Raw genomic sequence first — 25,089 nt, 5'->3', positions numbered from 1 at the left:
TTCCGGTCATGTTCAGAGACCCCACTTATCCGAGATCGAGCCGCCCGCCGCACTGTCGTCGCGCAGGAAATACGGCCTTACCGTTGCCAGCGCCTCGACTGTCGTGGCCAGGCCACGGTCGCGGGCCGCGGCAAGCAGTAGTTCTTCGTCGCCCGGCGGTAACTGCCAGAGTTTCTCCAGGTGCCGGCGCAGCCGGGTGGTCGAGAGCCGCTCGACCAGCCGGATCCGCTGCCGCCACAGCACCTGGTCGTTGAGGGCGCGGGCCCGGCGGATTGACGGCCTGATCTGCGCGGCCCGGCGCGGGGGTACGGAGATTCGGTGGACCACGTCGTGTAGGCCCCGGGGTGGCCGATAGCAGCGCACCAGGGTCCGCACGGCGACCTCGGTGTCGTCCAGCCCGGCTCGCTCGGCCCTCGTGAGCAGTTCGTTGCCTGGCCCACGCAGTCCGGGCAAGGCCCCGACGCGGCCCAGCACCTCCCGCGCCACGGCACCCTCATCGCCTGCGGGGCTGGCGATGCCCGGGGCGGCCGCGGCTTCGGCGATGACGAAATCCCGCCACTGGCGCGGGAATCCGGGTGCGTAGAGCTGTTCGTGCCGCAGCAGGTCGGCTTCGCTGACCAGGTCGCCGTCCTCGTCGCGGTCGCCGCGGAACTCCGGCAGCCAGCCGTACACATGCGGGTTCTGCCAATGGCCGAGTGGCACCCTGCTGCCACCGACGACGATCGCGTCCAGGTCCGCCAGCGTGCGGGCCGCGTCCGTGCGCTTGAGGTCGCCGTCCTGCGGGTGTTCCCGCAGGTGGTCGCGCAGCGCGTCGGCGGCGCGCTGGCTGACCTGCTGCGCCGCGGTGTGGTACAGCAGTTGCCAGGACCGGTCGGTGTAGTGCAGGGACCTCGCCGTGTCAACCAGGCCGACGGCCTCGTCGAGATGTAGTGCGCCCGCCGTGACGGCACTGGCCACGGCGTGCCGCACGTTGACCAGTGGCGCGTTCCGGGCCGCGTAGGCGTCGCCCTGTAGGTGGGCGACCGCGACCTCGTCGTCGCCCTCGATCTCGCCGTCGCGGTACATCTGGAAGACCCGGCCGGTGCCGATCATGCCGTACGGGTGGAGCTCGGCAGCTCGCAGCGCCCCCATGCTCGCGCAGCCGACCACCACGGTCCCTCGGTCGAGCAGGTCGAGGATCTCCTTGTGCCGCACCGGTGCCCGCTGGTGGTAGTACCCGTCGATGATCACCACCACGTCGCCGGCGCCGACGTCCAGTCCCAGAAGGTCGCCGTGCGCTACCGGCGGGTGAACGACCGCGTTGGGCAACGCGGCACGGACCTCCGGTGCGGGCAGGGTGGGGCCAACGAACACGTGTGCCGGGGCGAGTTCACCGCCGGATGCATGACGTTCAACCATGTCTCATCACCCCTTGATCGCTTCCAGGATTTTGATGCGGCCACCGGTTCGCAGCACCGAACGCTCGAAGATGCGGGCACCCAGCACGATCACCGCGATGATGGCCAGCACCAGTAGCGCGAGCCCGGCGACCACCTGCCAGGCAGCGGCCTGGCCGGAGGCGATCTGTACCGGCAGGGCGAAGGTGGAGACCGGCGGGAGGATGGTGAGCACGTCCGTGATCGCCAGCCCGGGCTGGGAGCTCACCACGAATGCGGCCAGGTAGCTGAGTACGACGGCCGCCGTCACCGGTCCCAGGGCGCTGTTGGTCTCCTCCTGCCGGGCGACCAGCGAGCCGAGGGCCGCGGCCATCGCGCCATAGAGCAGGAACCCGAAGACGTAGGCCACGTAGGTTATTCCGATAATCCCCGGCATACCCGGCGGCAGGTCGTCGGCCAGTCCGACCGAGAGGGCGGTGCCGAGCCCGGCGGCCACGACAACCGTCAACTGGATCAATCCGAGAAGCCCGAAGGCGAACAGCTTTCCGGTCAGCAGCTGCCACGGGCGTAATGCGATGAACAGGCTCTCGACGATTCGGCTGCTCTTCTCCTCGACGACTCCGGCGGCGACGCCGAGCGGCGCTGTCATGAACAGGAACAGCAGCACCAACATGATCATCATTACCATCGCCTGCCGGGTTCCCTCGTAGCCGTCGCCGTTGGCGACCGACACCTCCGACAACGGCGCCACCCGCAGCGTGCTCTCGATCTGCCCATCGGACAGGCCCAGCTCGGCGAGCCGGCCACCCAGGTGAACCGCCTGGTGTGCGCCCTGGATCAGCCCGGCGAGCATGCGGTCCGCCGGACCGTCGGCGAGCAACCGCGCGTCGTCGATGACCACCGCGTCCAGGTCGCCATCGGACAGTGCGGCCCGGGCCGCGGACTCGTCGGCCGGCGACGAGAGGTGCACCTGCACGCCGGATCCGTCGGCGAGGGACTGGATCGGGGCGGCCAGCACCTGGCTCGACCGACCGACCAGCCCGATCCGGTAGGTGCTGTCCCGCCCGACGATCGTCGGGATGGCAACTGCCGCAACAACAATCACCACCGAGGCCAGCGCCCCGATGAGGAATCCCTTGGACCGCAACTGCAACGCGAGCTCGCGCCAGCCGACCATCAGCACGCCGTTCATGCGACCATCTCCCGGAAGATCTCCACGAGTTGCGGCCGGTCCCAGCCGAACTGCTCCACGTCGCCCTCGCGCATGAGGGCGACCAGGACATCGCGGGGGGTGCTGCCGGCAGCGTCGATCAGGTACTCGCCGCCCCGGGCATCGAATACCCGGCCCGGCACCCGGCCGGTCCAGCCCGGCTTCGCGTCGCGCAGCGCCACCCGCAGCCGTCGGCCATTTCGCTCTTGTAGCTCGTCCACGGTCCCCGTCGCGATCATGCGGCCCTGGTCGATGATGCCCAGGGCGTCGATCATCCGCTCGACCAGTTCGAGCTGATGACTGGAGAAGATGATGGAGACGCCGTCGTCCCGCCGTTCCCGCAGCAGGGCGGCCAGGTCGTCGACGCCGCCCGGGTCGAGGCCGGAGAACGGCTCGTCCAGGACGAGGAGCCGGGGCCGGTGGACCAGCGCTACGGCCAGTTGCACCCGCTGTTGATTGCCCAGCGAGAGTGCCTGCACTTCCTTTTCGCTGAATGCGCCGAGGTTCAGCCGGTCGATCAGCGCGTCGGTTTCACGGCGGGACTCCGCCGCCACCAACCCGTACAGCCGGCCGAACCAGCGGATCTGCTCGCGGACCTTCATCTTCTGGTATAGCCCGCGTTCTTCCGGCATATACCCGAAGGTGCGCCGCACGCCCCGGTCGATCGGCCGGCCATTCCACGTAATGCTGCCGGAGGTGGGTTCGAGCACGCCCATCAGGATCCGCATGGTCGTTGACTTTCCGGCGCCGTTGGGTCCGATGAAGCCGAAGATCTCGCCGGCGCCGACGCTGAAGGACACGCTGTCGAGTGCGGCCTTGTCGCCGCCGTAGGTCTTATGGAGTCCGTCGATCCGTAGCATCGAGTACCTGTTCTTTCGCTCGGCCCCCGGGGCCCTCCCGGGTAATCGGGTTCGCCGGTGGCGTCGGCCAGTCGATACGGGAGCGGTCAGGGCAGCGGGTGTGGGAGCGGGCAGGGATCCTGCGGGTCACAGCGCGCGGTGGATCCGGTGCGGACCTCCAGGCTCGCCAGCCGTCCACGGTGCCAACCCGAGGTCATGCGCTCGTCGATCCGCAGCGGCTGGTAGCCGACCGGAACGACCTTGACCGCGGACCAGCCCAGCGCCCGCACCCGCGGGGGCAGCTGCGAACTTAGATCGACCAGGTAGGGGTCGAGCCCGTCCGCCAACAGCCTGGCGACCAGGATCTCCGTCTGTGCCTGGATGCCCTCCGCCTCGGGTTCGCCGGGTGTCGCCGGCACCTGGTGGGGCACCGCGTCATCGAGCCACCCCGACAGCGCCGGTGGGCCGGAGGCGGAGGCCAGGAATCGCATCCGGTCGGATTCGGTGACCACGACTTCCCGGTGGTCGTCAGGGGTCTCGAAGTGCAGCAGCGCGGGGTACAGCTGCATGCTTTCGTGCAGGGCGCCGTAGAGGGCGGCGGCCGGGTGCCAGGACACCTTGGCCCCCAGGGAGATCAGCGGATGGAACCGGCCGGCGCCCCGGACACCGCCCACGACGCAGGTCAGGCCGGGCAGCGCCAGCGGAATCCGGGCGAACAGCACGTCCAGCCCGACCCTGCGGACCAGGCCGACAGACCGGCGCAGCTCCGCCCATTCCGGGTCGGCCGGCGCCGCCGCCAGCTCCGCGTCCACGTCGACCCGCCAAAGCCGTTGCTGCCGTGCCCATCCGACGATCACGGCGTCGCGCTCGACCGTCTCCAGCAGAGCGCTGTGCAGCGCCGGCCAGTACCCAACTCCGGACGCGGCCCCTGAGGGTCCGGGGTCGAATCCGGCCTGCCCGCCGCCGGCCGGGTACACCACCAGGCCGTCCGGCACGAACCGCGGAGAGCCGTCGAGGAGCCTGGTGGCGGTAAACCAGCGCAGCGACCGCTCGGGTCCGGGCGGATCCGCCAGGGCGACGGCCGGATCCCAATAGCGCAGCGCCTTGTCGCCGAGTTCGGTGGCGGTGACCGAAAGATCGGCGACGGCGTGCAGTGCCAACCGCTCGACCGCTTCTCCCGCGGCCCGCACCACGGCACGTGTCCGCGTTGACGCACATGCCCCCGCGACGCAGGGGTCCAGCTCACCGCGGTCCCGCGTCATGCTGTGATGTCCGCAGTCCAGTTCCAGGGCGTATCGCCAGAATGGGCTTTCGCCCGCCGCGGGCGGTACGACCTGTGCGCTGGTGACCAGACCGGCCGCGGGGTCCAGCAGCGCCACAACGTCCAGCATCAGCCCACACCCCGCAGCAGATCGAAGTCCATGGTGGAAGAAGCATGGCAGATAGTTGCCAACTGCTCAAGTATCTCGGCGGTTTCCGTATGATGCCCGGTATGGAGGACCCCATCCGCTCGCGGGCCGCCGCAGCCGGGCTCGCCGAGGAGGTGCTGGATCACGCCCGCAGCGTCCCGTTGCTGGTCGTCTGCATGGCTGCTGATCGTGAAACGCCCCTGATACCACCGGATCTGCTGGATCGTGCGGCGGACGGAGCCGCGCTGGTGCGCACGGTGGTCACCGGCGAGGCGACCTGGGAGCTCAAACATCGCCTGCCCGCTGGCCTGGACGTATACGGCGACGCCGTCCGGATCTGGTGGCCGGCACCGGAGGCCGGGTCCGGCGGCCATCCACTGCTGCTTCTGGACGCCGACCGAGATCCCGCGCTGGTCGCCGAATGGGTGCGCGCCGCGCTGGACCGCAGGCCCCGGCAGGAGCGCGCGGCCGTGGTGGCCACCGCAGACGAGAACGCCGCGACGCTGCGGCTGGCCGGCGGCGGCACCGTGATCGTCGCGCGCGAGGAGTCCAACACCCACGGCCTTGCCGCCGACCGGGTCCTGCGGCCCGGGCAGCCGGTCCGCGTGCTGGTGCTGAAGGAGCCGGCACAGGGACTGCCGGGCCAGGGCTCGCTGCTGCCGTTCGAGCCGGATGTCCGTCGGAGACTGAGCGAGGGCTACCCCGCTGGCACCGTCCTGCGTTGCCGGGTGTGGCGGCTGCACCGGCTCGGCGCGGTCGTCGATGTGCTTCCCGGCTTGACCGGGCTGGTCCCGGTCAGCGAACTCGCCGACGAATGGGTCGGGCACCCCGACAAACGGCTGGCAGTGGGCGATCTCGTGGACGCGCGGCTGCTGGACACCGATGGCCAGACGGTCAGGCTGACCCTGCGGGGCGTGGGCGCGGGGCCGGCCGTGGCCGCCGCCCTGCTCCCGGACGGCCCGCCCTGGCTGGCGCCACCCACACCCGCCGTCGAACTGCCGGACCTGGCCGAGTCGGATCCGGCCGTGCTGGCCTGGGAGCGCACCGGCCGCGCCGCGACCGTGTCCCCGGGGGATCCGGCCGAGGAGTTCACCGAGCTGGACCGGCTTGAGGACGCGGTCCGGCGGGCGGCGTACATGCACCGCCGCACCGAAGATCTGCTGGGCGACACCGAGCGCCGGCTGGTGAAGCTGCGCGCCCAGGCGGCCGAGCTGCGGCACGAACTGGAGGTGGACCTGATCGAACTGCACGACCGGGCACTGCGGTCGGTCGAGCAGGAGTACGAGCGCGTCAGCGGCTCCAGCCAGCAGGCCCTGGACGCCGCGCGGGTCGAGATCCACCGGCTGCGAGGCATGCTGGCCGACGCGGTACGTGAACAAGACCGGCTCGCCGAGCAGGCGCGCTCGGCGGGTGAGGATGCGCGCCGGAGCGCCGAGGCCCTGCGCCGGGCGAACGTGGAGGCCAAGCGCCAACGCACCCGGGCGCGGCGGCTGGACGCGGAGCTCGCGGCCCTGGTCCCGGAGTCGGACCGGCTGCGAGCCGCCATCCGGTCGAGTTGGCTGCGCCAGACGAGTAAGGCGGACCGCGCGCGCTACCCCTGGCGCGAGCCGGTGATCGGGCCCGACTTCGCGGCCTCGCTCGACAATCTGGAAGGCGTGAGCCGGGAACGGGTGATGCAGGTCTGCGCGGAGGTGGTCTCCGGCCGGGCTGCCGACCGATCCGGCCTGCAGGTGCATGCGCTGCGGTCCGCCGACGGCGGCGGCTCCGCGCAGCGCACCAGGCACGACGGCGCTCGCGCCTACCGTGCGAGCCTGCAGGTGCGCACCGCGGCGGCGCGGCGGCTGCACTACTGGGTGCTGCCCGACGGCAGGATCGAGCTGGCCAAGGTCGGCTACCACGACGACTTCACCATCCGCTGAGCCGCCCTTGCCGGCCAGCGGCGCCGCCCCATATAGTTGCCAACATGGAAACTGAAGGACCGGGGAACGAGACCGGCCGGCCGGACCCCGCCGCCGCGCAGGAGGCGCTGACGCTGGCCGACCGCAGCGCCGCCACCACCAGGCAGGCCGCACCGCCCCGCTGGCAGATCCCCGTCAGCGCGGCCCTGGTAGCGGCTGCCGTGCCGCTGTCGATGCTGGGTCACCGGGCGATCTGGTTCCTGGTGGCGGTCGTGATCGGTCTCCTGGCGGTGCATCTGCTCGCCGCCCGGCAGGCCGGGGTGATCGGATCCGCCGGCACCGCGGGCCCGCTCACCGCGATCGTGCCCGGTGTCCTGGTCGCTGCCGCAGCGATCGTGCTCCACCGGCTGACGGGCCACCTCTGGATTGTGCCGGTCGGCGCGGTCGTCGCGGCGGCCGTGGTTCTGGTCGCCGGTGCGCTTCGTCGCCGGAGCCCGGTGTGAGCGAACCGGACGGATTCAATCGGATCATCCACTCGGCGGGCCGGCTGCGGGTGTGCGCGGCCCTGTCCGCCGCCGCCGAGGTCGAGTTTTCCGTCCTGCAAAACAACGTCGGACTGTCCGCTTCCGCATTGAGCAAGCAGGTACACGTGCTGCTGGACGCCGGTTATGTATCCCAGCAGCGCGACCCGGTGGACTCGCGCCGCATCTGGCTCTCCCTCACGGGCGCCGGGCAGGCGGCCTACCGCGGTCACCTCGCGGCCCTGCACGCGATCACCGGCACCGACCCGACCCGGCAGGGCTGACCCTCGCCCCGGCACGATCACAGCGCCCGCACCAGTGCGTCGATCACCCGCTCCTGGGCGATCTCGGTCAGCGACGGGTACATCGGCAGCGAGAAGATCTCATCGGCCAGTCGCTCGGTGACCGGGAGCGAGCCCGGGCCGTACTCCAGGTGCGCGAAGCCGGACATGGTATGCACCGGCCAGCGGTAGCTGACGTTGAGGTGAATGCCCGCCGCGCTGGCGCTCGCCATGATGCGCTCCCGGTCCGGGTGCCGCACCACATACAGGTAGTAGACGTGCTCGTTGCCGTCGGCGACGGCGGGCAGCACCAGACCCGTCCCGGCGAGCCCCTCCCGGTAGCGGTCGGCGATCTCGCGGCGCCGCTTGATGTAGCTGTCCAGCCGGATCAGCTTGCGCCGCAGAATCTCTGCCTGAACCGCGTCCAGGCGGCAGTTGTGCCCGGGCGTCTGCACGACATAGTAGCGATCCTCCATGCCGTAGTACCGCAGCCGCCGCAGCCGGGCGGCAGTGGACCGGCTACCGGTGAGCACCGCACCGCCGTCTCCGTACGCGCCGAGCACCTTCGTCGGGTAGAACGAGAACGCCGCCGCATCACCGAAGCTGCCGACTATCCGTCCGTGGTGCCGTGCGCCGTGTGCCTGCGCGCAATCCTCCAGCACGGCCAGATCGTGGCGTCGTGCGATCGCGAGTAGCGGCTCCATCCGCACGCTCTGCCCGTACAGGTGCACCGGCAGGATGGCCCTGGACCGCGGCGTGATGGCAGCCTCCACCTGGTCGACGTCCATCAGATAGGTATCGGGGTCCACGTCGACGAAAACCGGCCGCGCGCCGACCGCGTCGATGGCGATCACCGTGGGGGCCGCGGTGTTCGAGACGGTGATCACCTCATCGCCCGCCTCGATCCCGAGGGCGCGAAGTGCGAGCACAATCGCGTTGGTCCCGTTGTCCACGGACACGCAGGCGTCCACGTTGTGGTACCCGGCGAACTCTGCCTCGAAGCCCTCCACGCTGGCGCCCAGCACCAGTTGACCCGAGCGGAACACGGTGTCCACCGCGTCCAGCAGGTCGTCCCGCTCCTGTTCGTACTCGCCCAGGTACCCCCAGACACCAATACTCATCGCAGATCTCCCAGCTCCCGTGTCGCCGCCAACGTACTGATCATGTGGTCCAGGGCTCGGGTGAGTTCGCGGGCCGGCGACCACCCGGTGCACCGCCGGAATGGCCCGGCATCCACGACCGCGTCGGCCAGGTCGTGACTGGCCGCCGCGGCTGGCGGTGCGGCGCAGCTCACCGCGACCGGATCCTGGCCGGCGACCGCGGCGACCCGCGTGACGATGTGGCAGGCCAACTCGCGCAGCGGGATGCTCTGTTCCGCCCCGACATCCCAGGTGCGGCCCGCCAGCAGGTCCAGATGCGACACCGCTGCCGCGAACGCCGCGCCGGCGTCGTCGACATGCAGGAGGTTGCGCAGGTTCCGGCCGTTCCCCCAGACCGTCACGGGCCCCCCATCCAGGGCCTGCCGGGCCAGGGCCCGCACGGCCCCACGCCCGGCACGGCCCGCCGGATCGCCCGCCGCCACGCCGTACAGCGTCGGCAATCGCAGGCAACTGCCGCGTAGCAGCCCGCGGGCCGTGCCCGATAGCACCAACTCCTCGCCGGCGCGCTTGACCTGCTCATAGCCGGAGCGGCCGGTCGGGCCGCAGGGCACATTGAGCGCGGCCGTCGAGGCGTAAACCAAGCCACGCGGCCGGGCCCCCGGGCGGTCCGCAAGGTCCAGCAGGGCTCGCAGCACCATCGTGTCGACGGTCTCTCCCGCTCCGCGCCCGCCGACCCCGCGCCACGACCCGGTGCCAGACAGATCGGCGACCAGGTGCAGCACCACGGAGCAGTCCTGCACCGCGTCGGCAACCGCCTCCGGCCGGTCCAGGCTCAGCGAACACCACTCATGGCCGGACACCGACAGCCGCGCCGGGTCACGCCCGACCAACCGCAGGTCGACGGGGAGTCGGGCGAGCGCCGCCACAACCGCAGCCCCGAGGTGGCCGGACGCACCCAGCACCGCGACCCGGGCCCGCCCGGCGGCCATCATGGAGCCTCGGCGAGCAGGGACTGCAGGCAGGCCATCAGGCTGCGGGCCTGGACATTGAGGTAGCCGCTGTGCTGTAGCAGCCGGGCGATCTGGTGCACGGTCAGCCAGCGGAATCCCGGCGGCGCGTCAATGTCGTCGGCCTCGACGATCAGGTGCCGATGCGAGATCCGGAAGAACCGGCCGCCCTCGTCGGAGAGCATCGTGTCGTACCGGATCTGCCCGGCTGGCGCGGACAGCACGCGGTCGAGCAGCACCGGCCGGCGGTCGCCGTCGGGCCCGTCGGCCAGGTAGTTGGCCGGGTTGCACTGGACGGTGGGAGCGATCTCCGGACCGTCGGCGCTGCCACCCTCGGCGCGTAGCTGCAGCAGCACGTGCAGCACCCCGTCGAATTGGCGTACGACGAGGGCGACCACGCCGTTGTCACCGGCCGAGACCATCGGCTGGTCCCAGGTGCGCACCTCCCGGCCACCGGCCTCGACGTCAACGCCGACCACCTCGAAGTAGCGGCCATCGTTCCGGGCCACCCGGTCCGGGCCGTCGGTCCATCCGGACAGCCGGTGGAGCGGGACACGCTCGACCGATACCTGGTGCTCGGAGCGGGCCCGGGTGATCCAGCTAGCGATCTCGGTGTCGCTGTGCGCGCTGCCCCATACACTGTCGCAGGACCGGTCCAGGGCGGCGCGGAAACCGGCCGGGTCCCCGGCCGCCTGCGGCTCCGCGGTGCGGAACCACGGCAGGCAGGACAGCACCGACCGCGTCTCCATGTTGACCATGTCATCGACCTGCATCAACTCGGCGATCTGGCCGAGAGTCAGCCAGTGGAAGCCGTCCCGCACCTCGATGTCGTCGATCACCTCGATGACCACGTCACGGTTGCGCTTGCGCAGGAACCAACTGCCGTGCTCGGACTGCCGGACGTCGGTCAGCGTGCGGAAGGCCGGCGCCGCGGGGTCGAGGAAGTGGTGCAGGTACGGGATCGCACTACCTCCGTGCACCCGGGTGAAGTTGCTGCGGGTGGCCTGCACCGTCGGGGACAACTGGATCCCGTTGCGGTTGCCGGGCTCGGCCTTGTTCTGCATGAGGAAGTGCAGGACGCCGTCGAACTCGTGGGCGATGATGCCCAGCAGTCCGACCTCGGGCTGGGAGATGATCGGCTGGTCCCAGGTCTGGGTACGGCCCGGGCCGGACATGGTCATCCGGGCCCCGATCACGGCGAAGAACCCCCCGCTGCGATGCGCGATCGCCGACCGCCCGGCGGTCCTGGACCAGTCACGCAGTTCCGCCAGCGGCTTGACCGTGGTCCGTGTCCACATGCGATCGGCGTCGTGCCGAAGCGCAGACCGGTAGCCATCCAGTCCGGGGCTGACCTTGCCGGCCGAACACACGCTGGCGGTCAGCCGGGCCGCCAGCGATGCCGGCCGCTGCGTGAGCAGTGTTGTCATCAAGTCCTCCGGACCTCAGGCGACTGCGGCATCGCGGCGGGATCGGACGAGGGCTGCCAGCCCGACGGCCAGCGCGGTGTAGAGCGCGAACACGGCCAGACCGGTGCCCGCGCCGATCTGCTCCATCAGTACCCGGCTACCGCCGATGGTCTTGAAGGGCAGGTACGCGCCGACCCGTTCCGGGATCACGAAGATCAGCACGGTCTCCACCAGGAACGACCAGAGCAGCAGCAGGGACACCGCGGCGGCCGTCGACCGCACCAGGACCCCGGTCGCCACGCCGAGGACGGCGGCCAGGCACACCGCGCCCAAACCGGCCAGCACCACACCCATCGCCGCCGGGGAGAAGACCGTGGTCGCGGACGCTCCGGAACCCAGCCAGTCCGCTGCCACCACCAGCACGCCGACCACCAGGGCGGCGACAACGGCGAGACCGCCGGCGGCGAGATACTTGGCATAGACCAGCCGGGAACGCCACGGCACCAGCGACTCGGTGACGGCGGCAGTGCCAGAGGACAGGTCGGCGGTCACCGTCAGCGCACCGATGACCATCATGACGTACGCGAAGTACTCCAGCGGGAGAGCCACCGGGTCCGGGTCCCAGACGCCACCGCCGCCCCCTGGGCGCACCGCCGCCATCACCGCTGCCGCGATGACGACGGCCAGCGCCGAGGCCGGTACCGCCCACCGGTAGGACCTGATGCTGCACAGCTTGAATACCTCTGCGGCAACCACCCTCGACATCGGGATCATGACCGAACCTCCTCCGGCGCCGGCCGCCCGGGAACCTCGCCACCGGTGGCCGCGTGATAGGCCGTCTCAAGCCGGCGTTCGGTGGTCATCTCCTCGATGGACAGACCGCGGTCGCGGGCCAGCCGGCCGATCTCGCGGGCGGCAAGCCCAACGATCGAAACCCGGTCTCCGCGAGCGGCCCCGAGCAACTGCCCGCCGGCCGCGAGGACGGCACCGACCAGGGTGTGCACGTCCTCACAGCGCACCGTCACGGTCTCTCGCTCGAACCGGTCGAGGAACTCGCGCACGCTGCCCGTGCCCACGATCCGCCCCTGGTCGATGATGACCAGATCGTCAACGAGGTCCTCGATCTCGCGCAGCAGGTGGCTGGCCATCAGCACCGTCCGGCCGCGTTCGCGCAGCCCGGTCAACAACTCGCGCAACCAGTCGATGCCCTGTGGGTCCAGGCCGTTCATCGGTTCGTCGAGGAGGAGAATCTCGGGATCGCCGAGCATCGCCTGCGCTAGCGCCAGCCGCTGCCGCATGCCGAAAGAGAACTCTCCCGTACGCCGGCGAGCGGCATCGCCCAGGCCGACCCGGTCCAGTTCTTCGTGGCACCGGCGCTCCGGGAGGCCCAGGAGCAGCGCGATCCAGCGCAGGCTGTCCAGTGCGGTGCGGCCCGGGTGGGCACACCGGTTGCTCAGTGCCGCGCCGATCTTCTTGCCCGGTACCGGCCACTGGTCGATGCGCTGCCCACCGATCAGCGCAGCGCCCGCGGTCGGCCGGTCCAATCCCATGAACAGCCGCATGGTGGTCGACTTACCTGCGCCGTTGGCGCCGAGAAACCCGGTTATCGTGCCCGGCCGGACCGCGAAGTCCAGGCCGTCAACCACCGTCCGGCCGGCGAACCGCTTGGTCAGGGCGCGTGCCTGGAGCGCGGGGGTGGCGTTCATGCGATGCTCCGTTCTACCTCTGCCTCTGCCTGTGCGGCGCAGCCGGGGCGGTGTCCCGGCGGGGGTGGTAGGAACGGCAGCCGGGCCACCGCCCCGGCGCCCACCGCGGCGTCCAGCGCAAGCAGCACGCCTGCGGCGCCGGTAGCCAGGTCCCCGCTGGCTCGCAGCGAGTACCGCCCGGCGACCAGTAGCTCGCCGTCCCGCAGCACGCTGTGCACGCGCAGGTCACGGATGTGTGAGTCGATGACGGCACGGTCGACGCCGAGGGCGTCCAGCGCGAGGATGAGGCCGGCCCGGCCGTACAGCAGGCCGGCTTCGGTCGCGAACGGGGCCGCGCAGGCAGCGCGGAGCGCCGCCAGTACGGCCGCCAGTTCGGCGTCCGGCCGCAACCGCAGGAGTTCCTGCAGCACCAGGGCGGTACCCGCGGCCCCGGCCAGGTGTGGGGTGCGGGACAGCGCGGCCGGCAGCCCGGCGCTGCTGGTCTCCTGCGGGTCCCAGCCCCAGCCGATGAGGTCGGCGCGCACCGCCCGCTCCGCCAGGTCGAGCAACCCGGCACCGCCGGTGGCCGCGTGCAGCCGCAGCAAGAACAGGGCCGGCCCGGTGGTGCCGCCCAGGAGTCCCGGCCCCCAGCGCATGTCCCGCTGATCCGGGACCCACCGGGAAACCGCGGGCACCAGGCGCTCGGCCTCCTGGATCCACCGCTCGGCGCTGTCCGCCGCCGGGTCGGTGGCGGCCAGTTCCAGCAGCACCAGCCCGAGGCCGGACAGCCCGTCCGCGAGCCGGCCAGATGCGGTGTCCTGCCCGAGTTCCACCGCCCGGCGCAGGGTGCGCTCAGCGCGTTCGGTCTCGCCCATCGCGTGCTGCGCCAGCGCCACGCCCGCCGCGCCGTCGCCGAGGCCGCAGCGCTCCCAGCGGGTCTGGTCCACGGCCGTACGGAACCACTCGGCGTGGCCGGCCGGGGCACCCCGTCCCGAGGTAGCCAGCGTCCAGAGCACACCGGCCGCGCCGTGGAAGAAGCTCAGGCCGCCGGCCGGATCCCAGATCTGCGCGGCGTCGCCGGGGTAGAGCCGGTCAGCGCGGTCCGGTGTCGCGGTGGATAGCAGGCCGCGCGTGAGCCGCTCGGTGAGTACGGGAACCTTCACAGCGTCGGCCCAGTCCTCCCGCGGGACCGAGACGCCGAAGGGCCCGGCACCCGTGGGTGGTGCCGGCGATACCGCACCACCCGGGCTGGCAAGCAGGCGCTGCACCCGGTCGGCATAGTCCGACGGCACCGGGAAGTGCCGCCGCACCAACTCCAGGATCTCCGCCGCCTTGCCGGGGCTCCACCGCAGAAGCCCCGCCAGCGGCACGAACAGGTCCAGGGCGAGAACGCCCAGCGCGTACCGGTCCACGCTGGCTCCCCGGAACTCCGGCGGCGCCATGTACCCCGGTGCGCCCATCGTCTGCGCCTCGTCGTCCGTCAGCGGCCGGGCGGCCTCCAGGTCGATGAACGCCAAGCTGCCATCCGACCGCATGAGGATGTTCCCCGGGTGCAGGTCGCGGTAGGCCAGGCCGCGCTCATGCATGGCCGCGACACCGTCCTGTACCTCAGCGAGCACGGACAGCGCGTCGGCGGTGTACCGCGCGACGTCGGTATCCGCCCCGAGGAGCGGGTTGTGGGTGGCGGTCCACACGCTCAGCGGGGTCCCGTCGATCTCCTCGCGGACCAGGAACCAGTGCTCGTGGCCCTTGCGATAGTCGATCAGCCGGGGGATACCCGGCATGCCCGAAAGCTGTTGGAGGGCGGTGTGTTCACGCTTGAGCCGGGCTACCGCGTCCTCCCCGGCCCCATCGATCCCGGCCAGCGGCCGGGCCTCCTTGAGCAGCACGGGCGCACCGGCGGTGCCCACACCACGGTAGACACCGCCACCGTTCGAGAAATGCAGAGCCCGGGTGGGCCGGTACGGGAAATCGGTGAGCCGGCCGCGGCCCCGCTCTTCGACGGCGGTGGCCAGAAATGGGGGCAGCACGACCCAGTCGGGGACGTGGAAGCCGGGGCGACGCTCGTCCGGCACCAGCGTGCCGTCGGGCCGTTCGATCGCCAGCACGCGCCGGCCGGACGCATCCCGGGTCTCCCGCCGCACAAACCCGCCGTACCGCACGTGCAGCGGGCCGGCCCGCCAGCGCAGGTCACTGAGAATCGTCGGGCCGGGCATCCCGCGCAGTAGCGGGTCCAGGTCATCCAGCAGCCGGGCCGCTTCGGCGTCGTCGCGCGGGTAGATGGTGATGAACTTGCCGCTTGCGGTGCGGTCGCCGTACTTGCCGGACCGCAGGAACAGCACCTCGCGGCTCTTGAGGAACTTGAAGCCGACCCCGGCGGCGAGGCACCGATCCCAGCAGATCCGGAGCACGTCGTCGCTGGTCGCCGGGGTCGCGCTGACGTGAATCTTCCAGCCCTGCGGGGGCAGCGGCGCCGGCGGCATCACCCCCACCCAGTCGGGATCGGTGGTGCGTTGCCAGCCGGCGGGCACCGGCGCGTCGGAGAGCTCGTACCGCCCGGCGTCCCGGTCCGGCATATCGAAGAACGGCGTTCCGGGCGGGCAGCATTGCAGGTGAGCAATCATTGTCATCGTCGCGATCTCCCGCCCGTCCTAGAATCCCGTCACCGGTGCGACATACCGGGCGTACAGCCATGCCCACACTGGCCGGTCCCCGAGCCGGACCCGTGCGGTCCCGGCCGGCAGGCGCGGCGGTGCGGCCGCGGCCATCGGGTAGACGGTGACCTCGACGGTGAGCCCCGTCTCCAGGGTTAGCGGCAGCAGTCCGGACAGTGGGACGGAGGCGCTGCCCGGCTCGCCGCCGGTGATCGTCGCGGCGCCCACCAGCTGCCGGTGCACCACGCCGTCGCTCCGCAGTTCTACCGCCATTCCCGGCGATAGCGCGTCGGCACCGGCCGATGTCGCGACCAGCAGTTGCAACTCGCCGCCCGTGGTGCGGTAGTAGGCCGGCACCGCCTCGGGCACCTTGATGAACTGCAGCCCGGCCGCCAGGCCAGCGACCACCAGCAGGCTCACGGCGATCATCCGCGGCAACCGTGCGCCGCCGGTCCGGGCGGCGCGCAGGATGCGGGCGAACCCGGCCAGCACCGCGAAGACCAGGCCGCCGAGGAGGGCCAGCACCAGCAGCGCGCCGATGACCCCGACGCCCAGCATCGTCTGGCTCCACAAGTTGAACGCCACGCCGCCGACCAGATACAGCGGGAACGCCATGCAGACCAACCCGTAGGGCACAATCCAGCGGCCCCGCAGTGTGCGGTGGCGGCGGGCACCGTACAACGCCACGGCCAGGAAGTTCCGGGCGTCCGCTATCGCATGCGCGCGCAGATTCGGGGTGTCGCACCACGCCATCAGGGCCAGGTAGCCGTCCAGCTTGACGAACGGCAGCAGGTTGATTATCGCGGCCAGATACGTGACCGCGGTGAGGAGCAGCAGCGCATCGCGGACCGGCCCGGCGGGCAGCAACACCCCGGTGATACCGGCTGTCCCGGCGAAGACCAGTTGCGCGAAGATGCCGGCCAGCGCGACCCGCACCCGCTGCATCCGGTTAGGCAACAGCCAGCCGTCGGAGACGTCGCAGAAGAACGAGGGGAGCAGGTAGAACAGCATCACGCCCATCCGATGCGGGCGGCCGCCGTAATGCGCGAGCGTCGCGGCGTGGGCGAACTCGTGGACGACCGTGCCCAGGAAGCCACCGACGATCACGAGCGCCAGCACGCCGGCCGGAATCGGAGTACTGATCAGCCGCCGCACATCGCCGGCGGCGAGGCCGAGGGCGAGCAGTCCGCCCGCTATCAGCGCACCCAGGATCACCAGCACCGGACGCCGGGTCAGCGCGCGGACGGCCGGTGCGATCCGGGGAAGTACGCGGCTCGGGTCCACCACCGAAAGCTGCACGGTCATCGGCGGTACCAGCTGGAAACGGCGGGCGGAAAAGCTGTGCCGTTCACCGTCATCGATCAGATTCATCTGCTGCAGCCGGGCGATCCCACCGAGGACGGCACTCTCGGACCAGCGCGGGCCGAGCAGCCCCAGCAGTTCGTCGACGTCGTAGTCGCCGGTGAGCAACTCGGCCAGCCGGGCCAGGTCGGGCTTGACCCGGAAGTACTGCCGACCATCCCGTTCCAGCACCCACGGGCCGCCCTCGGCGCGCGGGGGATGCAGCGACACGTCGGCCGCCAGTCGGGGGCGCGCGGGCAGGGTAGCGGCATCGACCGTATGCGGCGGGTTCGTCATCTGGGTCACCGTGCGTGCTCTTTCCCTCGGGTGCGCATCGACGTGACGGCAGTGGTTGCCGTGCCGCCACGTAGGACGGCACGGCAACCACTGTGGATCAGGTGTACGCAGCTGCCGCGACTGTCGCGGAGGAAAGCGCCGCACCGATGCCGACGCCGGTCCAGAAGCCTGGGGCGTCCATCGGCTCCAGCTCCTGCATCTCCAACTCCAGCGGCTGCTCGTCCAGGACGGCGGCCGTGGCGGTCGGGAACTCCTTGGTCTCCATGTGTTTCACCTCCTTAGCGGGTGATGTCCGGTCGGGGACGGCTCGGCGGTTTACGTGTAGGCCACGCTCGCCACGATGGTCGCGCTGACCAGCACACCGGCTCCGGTCGCCCAGAACGGCGCGTCTGCCGTCTCCAGCATCTGGATGCCCAGCTCCAACGGGGCGTCCTCGTCGTTGGCGACGGTCGGCTCACACTGGGTCGGCTCCTCGTTCTCGATCATTTGATTCACCTCCTCTCCCGGGTCGGTTCGGCATTCTCGTCGGTGATCTGGTCAAGCGCCTCGGAGTACAACTCCGAGGTCTCCGTCACCGACAAGCCTCTAAGCATCGGAAGGCCGGCCCCCCAGGCGTGGACGGCACTGTCCGCCAGCCGCGTGGCCGTGTCCCCCGGATCCACAGTCCTATTCGGACTGGCTGGCAGCGCGCGGCTGATCCGCCACCGGTCCATCAGGGCGCGCAGGCCGGAGGCAGGGTCGTCGGCCACGGCGCCCGCGGAGGCGGCACGCAACACCGCCCACAACCCCGCCAGCCGGCGGGCACATCCCAGCCGCCGGTCTCCCGCCGAGATGCGTCGCCACACCGGGGGTGTGATGGCGGCCAGCGCGGTCAGTTTGCGGCTTCCCGCAGCCATCGACAGCTCATTTGCCAGCGGCCAGGTGATGTCGCAGAACGGGTCGCGGCCGGCCAGAACGGCGTCGGAGTGGGATTCCGCGCTGATCCGGGCGGCGTCCGTCCTGACCTCCCCGGGCGTGCGCCTCCCCGCGACGCGGGCCGCCAGCACCCGGTCACCGAGTTCGACCAACCGTTGGGCGTGCTCCCGCACCAGCGCGTCCTGCCGCGGTAGATCCGTCAGGCTGCCGACATAGCACGAAGCCAGCCGCAGCAGGGCCTCCAGGACACCCTCGGCAACCAGGTCATCGGGCAGCGTGTCGGTGGCCGCAGGCGTGTGCACCGCGCTGTCCGGGCGCAGCCCGTCACCGAATACCAGCCGCTTGCGGCCGTGGACCTGGATGCAGGCACTGCGGCTGACCTCCGCCCCCGTGCCCAAGGTGGTCGGCACGACCGCCAACGCCCCCCGGCGTCGGGTGCCGCCCGGCAGCACGATAAAGCCGCAGCGGTGCGCGGTGGACAACCGTTTCTCGGCGTGCGCGTCCGCGGAGAGCAGGGTGAGTAGCTTGGCCCGGTCGATGACCCGCCCACCACCCACCGCGATCATCGGATCATCGCCGATGACGTCACTTTCCTGCCGGAGCTCAGCCAGCCCGGCCGGGCTGTCCACCACGTGACGGGTCACCCTGAGCCCGTGGCCGTCGAGTACCTGCCGGACGTGCCGCTCGATCGGCGCTCCACTCACCGCCTCGTCCACCAGCAGGTGGGTACGCCCGGATGACGGCAAGTCCCGCACCCAGCAGGCCCAGGCGTGCAGGCTGGCGTATACGGCGGTCTCCGGTGCGCCGGTCACCGCCCCGGCCGAGGGGCTGGCGGTCACTGTCGACATGAGACCGCCTCGACGCGATGCTCGGCATACCGGGCCAGGCCGTTCCGGACGGCCGTGAGCAGCTCACCGAGCTGCCGCTCGGTGTAGGTCAGCGCCGGGATGAGTTGGATGCCCTGCGGGCCGGGATGCACCACCGCACCCGCCGTCCGCACCGCGTCCACGACATTGCCGACCTCGTGTTGGGGCAGCGGGCGGCCGTCCGTGGTGAGCAGCCGGAGTGCCCGGAAGCAGCCGGCCCCGGAGACGGACGCCACCAACGGCTCGGCCGCGACGAGCTCCGCCAACTCCCGGTCGAGCAGCGACCCCAGCCGGCGCGCCGCGGCAATCGCGTCCAGCCGGGCCATCTCGCCCGCGGTCGCCAGGATCGCGGCGGCGGTGGTCGCCGTGCCCGCCTGGGTCTCCGCATGCGCCAGCAGTGCGTCGGCCCGGCGGAACGGGTCGAACACCTCGTCGGTGACCAGCACGGCCGCGGCCGGCGTGGTGCCGTTGGTCAGGCCCTTGGAGGTGATCAGCACATCGGGTGCCTTCCGCCAGGCCCGGGAGGCGAACTGCTCCCCGAGCCGGCCGAACCCGGTGGCGACCTCGTCGGCCACCAGCAAGAACCCGTACCGATCCCGGAGCTCGCCGACGGCGTCCAGGTAGCCGGCCCGCAGCGGCACCGCGCCGGTGCCCAGCAACGGTTCGACAACGACGGCGGCGACCCGCTCCGGTTGCCGTTCGAGAAGACCTTCCAGGGCGCGGATGTCGTTGGGGGGTACGTGCCGCACCAGGGAGCGGTCCACGCCATATATCTGCTGGCCCAGGCTGTCGCTGGTCAGGGCGAAACTGCCGAAGGTCAGGCCGTGGTAGCCCTCGGCAAGCCCGACGATCAGCCGGCGGTGTGTCTGGCCGCGGAGGGCGTGGTACTGGCGGACCAGCTTCATCACCAGATCGTTTGCCGATCCGCCCGAGGTGGTGAACTGCACGCGGGAGAAGTGCCGCGCTCCAGCGAGTTCCACCAACACGTCGGCGGCCTGCCGGGCCAACTCATTCTCGTAGCGGAAGATGCCGAGGTAGGAGGCCTCGCGCAGCGCCCCGGCGATGGCGTCGGCGATGGCCGCGTTCCCGTATCCCAGGTTCACATTCCAAAGGCCGCTGGTACCGCACAGGAGCCGCCGGCCATCCTTCATGGTCAGGTGGACGCCGTCGGCCGCCACCACACAACGGTCGTCGTCGCCGTGCCGGCTCGGCGGGAGCAGGGCCGGCCAAAGAGCACTCACGGCGCTTCCCCGACCTCGAGGAACACCTCGGACAGCCCCTGGGCCGCGTAGGTGTACGCGTGCTGCTCACGCGTCACCAACCCGGCCCGGTGGACCTCGGCCTGCATCGATTCCAGGGACAACACCCGATGCAGCCCTACGCACACCGGAACCGGCCCGGTGCCGGAAACAGGGTCGCCGTCGCCCGGTAGCGGGTAGACACCGACCAGCCGCTCCACCGCTCCGGCCGCCCGGTACTCGTGGACCCGGTACCGCTTCCCGGATGCGCCGGTGACGTCCATGACCACATCCGTATCGATGTCGTCCGCGGCCGGCCCCGGCGCGGCACCGGCCTGGCCGCCGCCCGGGATGACGATGCTGAACAGCAGCACCCCGCCCGGCGCCAGATGCCGGCGGACAGCGGCGAACATCCGGGCCCGGCCGTCCTCGTCGAGGATCGAGATGGAGGCCGCGCCGAGTACCACGACCGCGAACCTGGCCCGCAGGTCGAAGTCGCTCATGTCACCGCAGTGCACGGTCAACCGCCGGCGCAGCTGTTCGGGCAGATCCCCGACGTGTTCGTGCAGTAGGTCGATCATGGACGGGTTCAGCTCGATGGCGGTGACCTCGCGGCCCATCCGCAGAAGCGGCACCGTCAGCCGGCCCGAGCCCGCCGCAAGTTCCAGTACCGGCCCGTCATGCCGCCGCAGAACCCGTCGCATGACACGGATCTCGCTCGCGTCGAGGTGGGTGGAGTCGTGGTAGACACGGGCACCGCGTTCGCCGTACAGGTGGTGTATGACGGCTCGCTCCCCGAGGGCAGCGACGACAGCCCCCAGACTGCCCGGCAGGGTGTCCGGAGCGACGGGCTCGGTAGACGCGTCGGTCTGTGCGAAGGTCACCAGGTCACCCGCAGAGTGGGACGCCGACGGACTCGAAGTAGTCGCTGATCCGAGTCAACTGCCCGGTACTCCCGGCGGCCGCGGCCTGCTCCGGCGACCCGTACGCCAGCAGTGCCTCCACCTGGAGGCTCGTCTGGGCCGGCACCCGGAAGACCCGCTCGGAGGCCGCGCTGTACAGGTAGTCCTCGCCGTTGACGCGACACAGCAGCGGGGCATCTTCCTGACCCAGGTCCCACTGGGCTTCCGCGTCCTGAAGATCCGGCGCGAACCGGCCCCCGAACCCGGACACCCGGACATCCCGCCCGTCGGTGATCTCGCGGGCGCGCAGGCCCCGAATGGCCGCGACCGCCCCGTGGTAGCGGGCAATCCAGGGCCGTTCCTTCAGGCCCGCCACCCGGCTGGCCTCGGGCACGACACCGGCCAGCGCGACCGCGCACGGGCGCGTCGATTCACCGTTGATCTTGTCGAATGCGGCCACGAGCGTCACCAGGTCATCGCCCAGTTCGCCCAGCGGAGCGCCGGCAGGCGAAATCGAGATGGTGCCCTCCGCGCCGACGTACAGCCGCAGCCGCGGGCCGTCGTCCGCAGCGATCGCACCCAGTGCGGCAGCATCACACACCCGGACCATCGGATGCGTCACAAAGTCTGCGAAACTGCCCTCGGTGTAAGCGGTGTCGGCATCATTGAGGAACGCGGTGAAGTCGTGTTCGTCGACCACTCTTATCAGCGTGGCGCCGATCAGCGATAGGTATTCACTCGTACCGTAATCCTGCGTCTGCAGGAAGAACTGGGTACCGATCTGCACGTCGTAGCCCGGATCGCTGAGGGAGCCGTCATACCCGAGCATGACCGGCCCGTCGGAACTGTCGCAGACGCCGGGGACGAATACTCGAGTCTGTGCGCCGATCAGTCCGGTATCCCGGGCACGATCAACATCCGCTGCCCGCTCCAGCACAACCGTCAGCGCACCGTCATGAGGCAAGGACTCGCCCGGCTCAAGGATGTCGGTGCCTAATTGCCCGGATCCCCATACCCGGATCAACCTCGCGGTACCTTTCACGGCCTCATCCTTCCCCCGCCATCGAGACGATCACTTGAATTCGAATGTCACAGCACGCCAACCGTTTTCAGTAGAAGCTTGAGTTCGGCCAGCGTTTTTGCCGGCCCCGCAGAGTTGTAGACCCCGGTGAGGTTCAGCACTACCTCATCCACACCCGCGGCCTCGTACTCCTTCAGGCCGCGCACCAGGAAGTCGGCATCGCCGTACAGGAAGGCGCCGGCATTGACCACGGCACCGGCGGCCTGCTCCGGTGCGTGCCCCTTGGCCACGTCCACCCCGGCCTTGCGCAACATGTCCTGGTAATGCGGTGCCTGCAAATGTGCGGCATTGCTGGCCAGCGCCAGCTCGGACGCTGTCCGGCCTGGCCGGGACAGCGCGAGCGGGACTATCGCGACCAACCGCGGCGGCCGTCGCCCTGCCTCGGCGGCCCCCGCCCGCAGCGCTGGAACCACGGTGTCCCGCAGGTACTGTGCCGGTGTCAGCCAGGTGATGGCCGCGTCCGCGACCTGGCCGGCCAGCGTGGCCATCCGCTCCCGCAGCACCCCCATGGCGACCTCCACCCGGGGCACCGGCGTGGACGACACGGCGCCATGGCAGGTGAAATACTCGCCGACGAACTCCACCAATCCGCCGGCCAGCAGGCCCTTGACGATCTGCACGTACTCCCGGGTGGCGGTCAGCGGGCTGCGATAGGGGGCCGCGCGCAGCATAGCCTGAAAGTTGCGGCCTCCGGGCCCATAACCGATGGTCAGATCCTGGCCGATGATCCGCGCCATTGAGGCGGCCTGGATCGCGGCCTCGAATGGGTGCCGCAGTGGCATCAGCGTCACCCCGAGCCCGACCGGGATACGGGTGCCGGTGCCAGCCAGAAAGGTGAAGGCCTGGTGCGGCTCGACCGTGAAGGTCTGCCCTTGCCATAGCCGACGGGCACCGGTCCATTCCACCAGCGACGCATATGGCAGAACCTGCTCGGCTTTTATGGTCGAGAAGGGCAACTGAACCGAATACTCCACCAGCGACATCCTGCTCTCGTGACGCACATCTGCGATTCGCGATGCGAAGGACAACTGTTGGCGTGTTACCGTAACGCATAGACGTCGATGGGGCAACCCACCAGCCGGAGAACGGGCACCGCAAAGTCGGAGGGAAGTAAGGTTCCGAGTGAGTGGCATCTAATCTAGACATTGGATGGTTCGCCCGATTTGCGGACGCCGCCGGGCCGGGTCCGGGTGCACTCGCCGGTCAACCGGCGGCTCATGTTGCTGATCATGGCCCAATGGGGCCGGCGCGCGGGAGCATCTCGTAATCTCGGACTGCCGGATGATTCATGGTGATCATCAACCCGTGATATCTTCCGGTGGATAGATAGCCGGAAGTGCCTCTCTAGCAGGGGAAACTTGTGATTGCGGCGGCTACGAGGATCGCTAACCGGGGGGCACTTCCACGGTGCGGTTGACGGCGTGGCCGAAGGATCCGCGGGTCACCGCGGCCGGAACGGGTGGGGTGTCACACGTCGATGCGGTGTTGCTGCGGATGCTGGCCGGCCGGACCGGGTTGACCGAGGCGTTGTCAGGTGTTCATCGCACCTCTGCTCGTAGCGCTCGGCGCAACCCGATCAGGGCGGGCAGTGCCACCCAGAAGGCGAGGGCTGTGGCGGCGCGGCCGGCGTCTTCGGTGATGGCCGCGACGTCGAGCCAGCGCACGATCGCGTCCAGCGCGGGGCTGGCGGTGCGCAGCATGCTCTCCAGCATGGGCCAGATCAGCACGATGACGATCGGTGCCGGTGCGTTGCCGATCGCCAGGGCGAGGGCATAGCCGGTCAACGCCAGGATGACATTGATGATAGTAAACCTGCTGAGGGCCCCGGCATCGACGGACCATACCGTCGGGTCGCCGGTGGCGAGCGACCCGACGGGTCCGATGACGACCGCGGCCAGCAGGGCCAGTGGCGTGACCGCCGCCGATACGGCTATGGCCGCGCCGGCCTTGGCGGCCAGGATGCGGTGGCGCCGCGGCGTCAGGGCGTAGGTGGTCAGCGCGGTGCGGTGGGTGCGTTCGGCGGTCACCAGCAGGATCGCCAGAACCGGAACGAGGGTGCCTGCCGGCACTCCGGCCAGCAGCGCGATGTCGCCGATGGTGGCCGGCTGCCGGTAGAGCGCCGCCCCGCCGCCGAAGATCCCGGCCAGGACGGTGGCCACCAGGCAGATCGTGATGCCGGCCGGGGTGTCGACGAGCTTGCGGAGTTCGACCATCGTCAGCATTGCCAGGGACGCTGGTCGATTGCTGCGGTCTGCGTTCATGCTTGCGGTTCCCTCCGGGGTGGTCGTTCGTCAGGCGGTGTGGTCTCTTCCGGCGGTGCGGGCGAAGTAGAACCGGGCGACGCTTCCGTACTCGGCGCGCAGCCGGTCGGGAGTGTCGTCGGCGAGCACCCGCCCGCCGTCGATGAGCACCAGCCGGTCCGCCAGTTGCTCCACCTCCGCCAGTTGATGACTGGAGAGCAGCACCGCGCATCCGCGCGCGGCCTCGGCGCGCAGCAGGTCGGCCAGCCACCGTTGGGCGTGGGGGTCGAGACCGTTGGCCGGCTCGTCGAGGATCAGCGCGGCCGGTCGACCCAGCAGCGCCAGTGCCAACCCGAGCCGCTGCCGCATGCCGAGCGAGAACGTGCGCACCCGCCGCCGGGACTCCTTCGCGGACAGCCCTACCTCGTCGAGGACCTCGGTCACCCGAGCGAGCGGGAGCCCGATCGTGAGGCAGGCCAGCCGCAGTGACTCCTTGGCCGTGCGCCCAGGGTGGAAGCAGTCGGCGTCGAGGAGGCTGCCCGCCAGCAGCGCGGGGTTCGCAAGCTCGGGGTAGCGGCGATCGGCGATGCTGGCGCGGCCGGAATCGGCCCTGGCCAAGCCGAGCAGGATCCGCAGGGTGGTGGACTTGCCGGCGCCGTTCGGCCCCAGCAGTCCGGTGATGGTTCCGGCCGGGGCCGTGAAGGAGACCCGGTCAAGGGCCGTCGCCGTCCCGTAACGCTTGGTCAGCCCGTCGAAGACGATCATGCATGCATTCCAGCGTCCCGAGGGTGGCCGGCGCTGCGGGCGATCGGCTCAGCCGGCG

At 70.7% G+C, this 25,089-nt stretch carries 23 protein-coding genes; 3 read left to right on the top strand and 20 right to left on the bottom strand.

Going from position 1 to position 25,089, the window contains the following annotated elements; genetic code table 11:
* Positions 1-12: 12 nt before the first annotated feature.
* The 4 genes from KJS59_RS27590 to KJS59_RS27575 all read right to left on the bottom strand — a co-directional run bounded on the left by KJS59_RS27590 (position 13) and on the right by KJS59_RS27575 (position 4,816).
* On the bottom strand, positions 13-1,398 hold the full coding sequence (locus tag KJS59_RS27590) for a TfuA-like protein (protein WP_213456328.1): 1,386 nt from the start codon (positions 1,396-1,398) through the stop codon (positions 13-15).
* Between the two features lie 6 nt (positions 1,399-1,404).
* Positions 1,405-2,568 carry an ABC transporter permease gene (locus KJS59_RS27585; protein WP_213456326.1) on the bottom strand — a complete coding sequence of 388 codons (1,164 nt, stop codon included), beginning with the start codon at positions 2,566-2,568 and terminating at the stop codon, positions 1,405-1,407.
* Positions 2,565-3,446: an ABC transporter ATP-binding protein gene (locus KJS59_RS27580; RefSeq protein WP_213456323.1), complete on the bottom strand. Its 882-nt coding sequence runs from the start codon at positions 3,444-3,446 to the stop codon at positions 2,565-2,567. The genes KJS59_RS27585 and KJS59_RS27580 overlap by 4 nt, the downstream gene beginning before the upstream one ends.
* Positions 3,447-3,532: 86 nt before the next feature.
* The gene (locus KJS59_RS27575) at positions 3,533-4,816 is read right to left on the bottom strand and encodes a YcaO-like family protein (protein WP_213456321.1); all 1,284 of its coding nucleotides are present in this window, start codon (positions 4,814-4,816) and stop codon (positions 3,533-3,535) included.
* A gap of 101 nt (positions 4,817-4,917) precedes the next feature.
* Here KJS59_RS27575 and KJS59_RS27570 point away from each other — a divergent pair, with 101 nt between their 5' ends.
* From KJS59_RS27570 to KJS59_RS27560, 3 genes are read left to right on the top strand one after another with little or no spacing between them, the layout of a single operon-like run.
* Positions 4,918-6,753 (top strand): S1 RNA-binding domain-containing protein, encoded by a 1,836-nt coding sequence (locus tag KJS59_RS27570; protein ID WP_213456319.1) that lies wholly within the window; start codon positions 4,918-4,920, stop codon positions 6,751-6,753.
* A gap of 44 nt (positions 6,754-6,797) precedes the next feature.
* On the top strand, positions 6,798-7,235 hold the full coding sequence (locus tag KJS59_RS27565) for a hypothetical protein (protein ID WP_213456317.1): 438 nt from the start codon (positions 6,798-6,800) through the stop codon (positions 7,233-7,235).
* Positions 7,232-7,537 (top strand): transcriptional regulator, encoded by a 306-nt coding sequence (locus KJS59_RS27560; protein ID WP_213456315.1) that lies wholly within the window; start codon positions 7,232-7,234, stop codon positions 7,535-7,537. Before KJS59_RS27565 ends, KJS59_RS27560 begins: the two co-directional genes overlap by 4 nt.
* 17 nt (positions 7,538-7,554) lie before the next feature.
* Here the strand turns inward: KJS59_RS27560 and KJS59_RS27555 are convergent, their stop codons facing one another.
* From KJS59_RS27555 to KJS59_RS27480, 16 genes are all read right to left on the bottom strand, one after another.
* Positions 7,555-8,655, bottom strand: a complete 1,101-nt coding sequence (locus KJS59_RS27555; RefSeq protein WP_213456313.1) for a DegT/DnrJ/EryC1/StrS family aminotransferase — start codon at positions 8,653-8,655, stop codon at positions 7,555-7,557.
* The gene (locus tag KJS59_RS27550; protein ID WP_213456311.1) at positions 8,652-9,626 is read right to left on the bottom strand and encodes an NAD-dependent epimerase/dehydratase family protein; all 975 of its coding nucleotides are present in this window, start codon (positions 9,624-9,626) and stop codon (positions 8,652-8,654) included. Before KJS59_RS27550 ends, KJS59_RS27555 begins: the two co-directional genes overlap by 4 nt.
* The gene (locus KJS59_RS27545) at positions 9,623-11,068 is read right to left on the bottom strand and encodes an NDP-hexose 2,3-dehydratase family protein (protein WP_213456309.1); all 1,446 of its coding nucleotides are present in this window, start codon (positions 11,066-11,068) and stop codon (positions 9,623-9,625) included. The genes KJS59_RS27550 and KJS59_RS27545 overlap by 4 nt, the downstream gene beginning before the upstream one ends.
* Before the next feature lie 15 nt (positions 11,069-11,083).
* Positions 11,084-11,821 carry a hypothetical protein gene (locus tag KJS59_RS27540; protein ID WP_213456306.1) on the bottom strand — a complete coding sequence of 246 codons (738 nt, stop codon included), beginning with the start codon at positions 11,819-11,821 and terminating at the stop codon, positions 11,084-11,086.
* Complete coding sequence (locus KJS59_RS27535) at positions 11,818-12,753, bottom strand: ABC transporter ATP-binding protein (RefSeq protein WP_213456304.1); 936 nt, start codon at positions 12,751-12,753, stop codon at positions 11,818-11,820. Before KJS59_RS27535 ends, KJS59_RS27540 begins: the two co-directional genes overlap by 4 nt.
* Positions 12,750-15,362, bottom strand: a complete 2,613-nt coding sequence (lanKC, locus tag KJS59_RS27530; RefSeq protein ID WP_213456302.1) for a class III lanthionine synthetase LanKC — start codon at positions 15,360-15,362, stop codon at positions 12,750-12,752. Before lanKC ends, KJS59_RS27535 begins: the two co-directional genes overlap by 4 nt.
* A 21-nt stretch (positions 15,363-15,383) precedes the next feature.
* Positions 15,384-17,024, bottom strand: coding sequence for a daptide biosynthesis intramembrane metalloprotease (gene mpaP / locus KJS59_RS27525; RefSeq protein WP_305071793.1), 1,641 nt, complete (start codon positions 17,022-17,024; stop codon positions 15,384-15,386).
* A 97-nt stretch (positions 17,025-17,121) separates the two neighbouring features.
* Positions 17,122-17,289 carry a daptide-type RiPP gene (locus KJS59_RS27520; RefSeq protein WP_213456298.1) on the bottom strand — a complete coding sequence of 56 codons (168 nt, stop codon included), beginning with the start codon at positions 17,287-17,289 and terminating at the stop codon, positions 17,122-17,124.
* A gap of 50 nt (positions 17,290-17,339) precedes the next feature.
* Entirely contained in the window at positions 17,340-17,510 is a 171-nt protein-coding gene (locus KJS59_RS27515; RefSeq protein WP_213456297.1) for a hypothetical protein, read from the bottom strand.
* Between the two features lie 5 nt (positions 17,511-17,515).
* Positions 17,516-18,787, bottom strand: a complete 1,272-nt coding sequence (mpaC, locus tag KJS59_RS27510; RefSeq protein ID WP_213456295.1) for a daptide-type RiPP biosynthesis dehydogenase — start codon at positions 18,785-18,787, stop codon at positions 17,516-17,518.
* Complete coding sequence (gene mpaD / locus KJS59_RS27505) at positions 18,775-20,046, bottom strand: daptide-type RiPP biosynthesis aminotransferase (protein WP_213456293.1); 1,272 nt, start codon at positions 20,044-20,046, stop codon at positions 18,775-18,777. The genes mpaC and mpaD overlap by 13 nt, the downstream gene beginning before the upstream one ends.
* Positions 20,043-20,927, bottom strand: a complete 885-nt coding sequence (gene mpaM, locus KJS59_RS27500) for a daptide-type RiPP biosynthesis methyltransferase (protein ID WP_213456291.1) — start codon at positions 20,925-20,927, stop codon at positions 20,043-20,045. The genes mpaD and mpaM overlap by 4 nt, the downstream gene beginning before the upstream one ends.
* A gap of 4 nt (positions 20,928-20,931) precedes the next feature.
* A complete protein-coding gene (gene mpaB, locus KJS59_RS27495; RefSeq protein ID WP_213456288.1) occupies positions 20,932-21,987 on the bottom strand; it encodes a daptide biosynthesis RiPP recognition protein in 1,056 nt (351 codons plus the stop codon).
* Positions 21,988-22,034: 47 nt separating this feature from the next.
* On the bottom strand, positions 22,035-23,009 hold the full coding sequence (locus KJS59_RS27490; RefSeq protein ID WP_249714976.1) for an LLM class flavin-dependent oxidoreductase: 975 nt from the start codon (positions 23,007-23,009) through the stop codon (positions 22,035-22,037).
* 555 nt (positions 23,010-23,564) lie between these two features.
* Complete coding sequence (locus KJS59_RS27485) at positions 23,565-24,248, bottom strand: hypothetical protein (protein WP_213456287.1); 684 nt, start codon at positions 24,246-24,248, stop codon at positions 23,565-23,567.
* Between the two features lie 69 nt (positions 24,249-24,317).
* Positions 24,318-25,031 (bottom strand): ABC transporter ATP-binding protein, encoded by a 714-nt coding sequence (locus KJS59_RS27480; RefSeq protein ID WP_213456285.1) that lies wholly within the window; start codon positions 25,029-25,031, stop codon positions 24,318-24,320.
* Between the last annotated feature and the right edge of the window lie 58 nt (positions 25,032-25,089).

It is taken from the genome of Rhizomonospora bruguierae, from assembly GCF_018397995.1.
In the GTDB taxonomy this organism is placed as follows: Bacteria; Actinomycetota; Actinomycetes; order Mycobacteriales; family Micromonosporaceae; genus Rhizomonospora; species Rhizomonospora bruguierae.
Note: the sequence above shows the minus strand (reverse complement) of the source record. Positions and strands in the feature narration are given on the sequence as shown.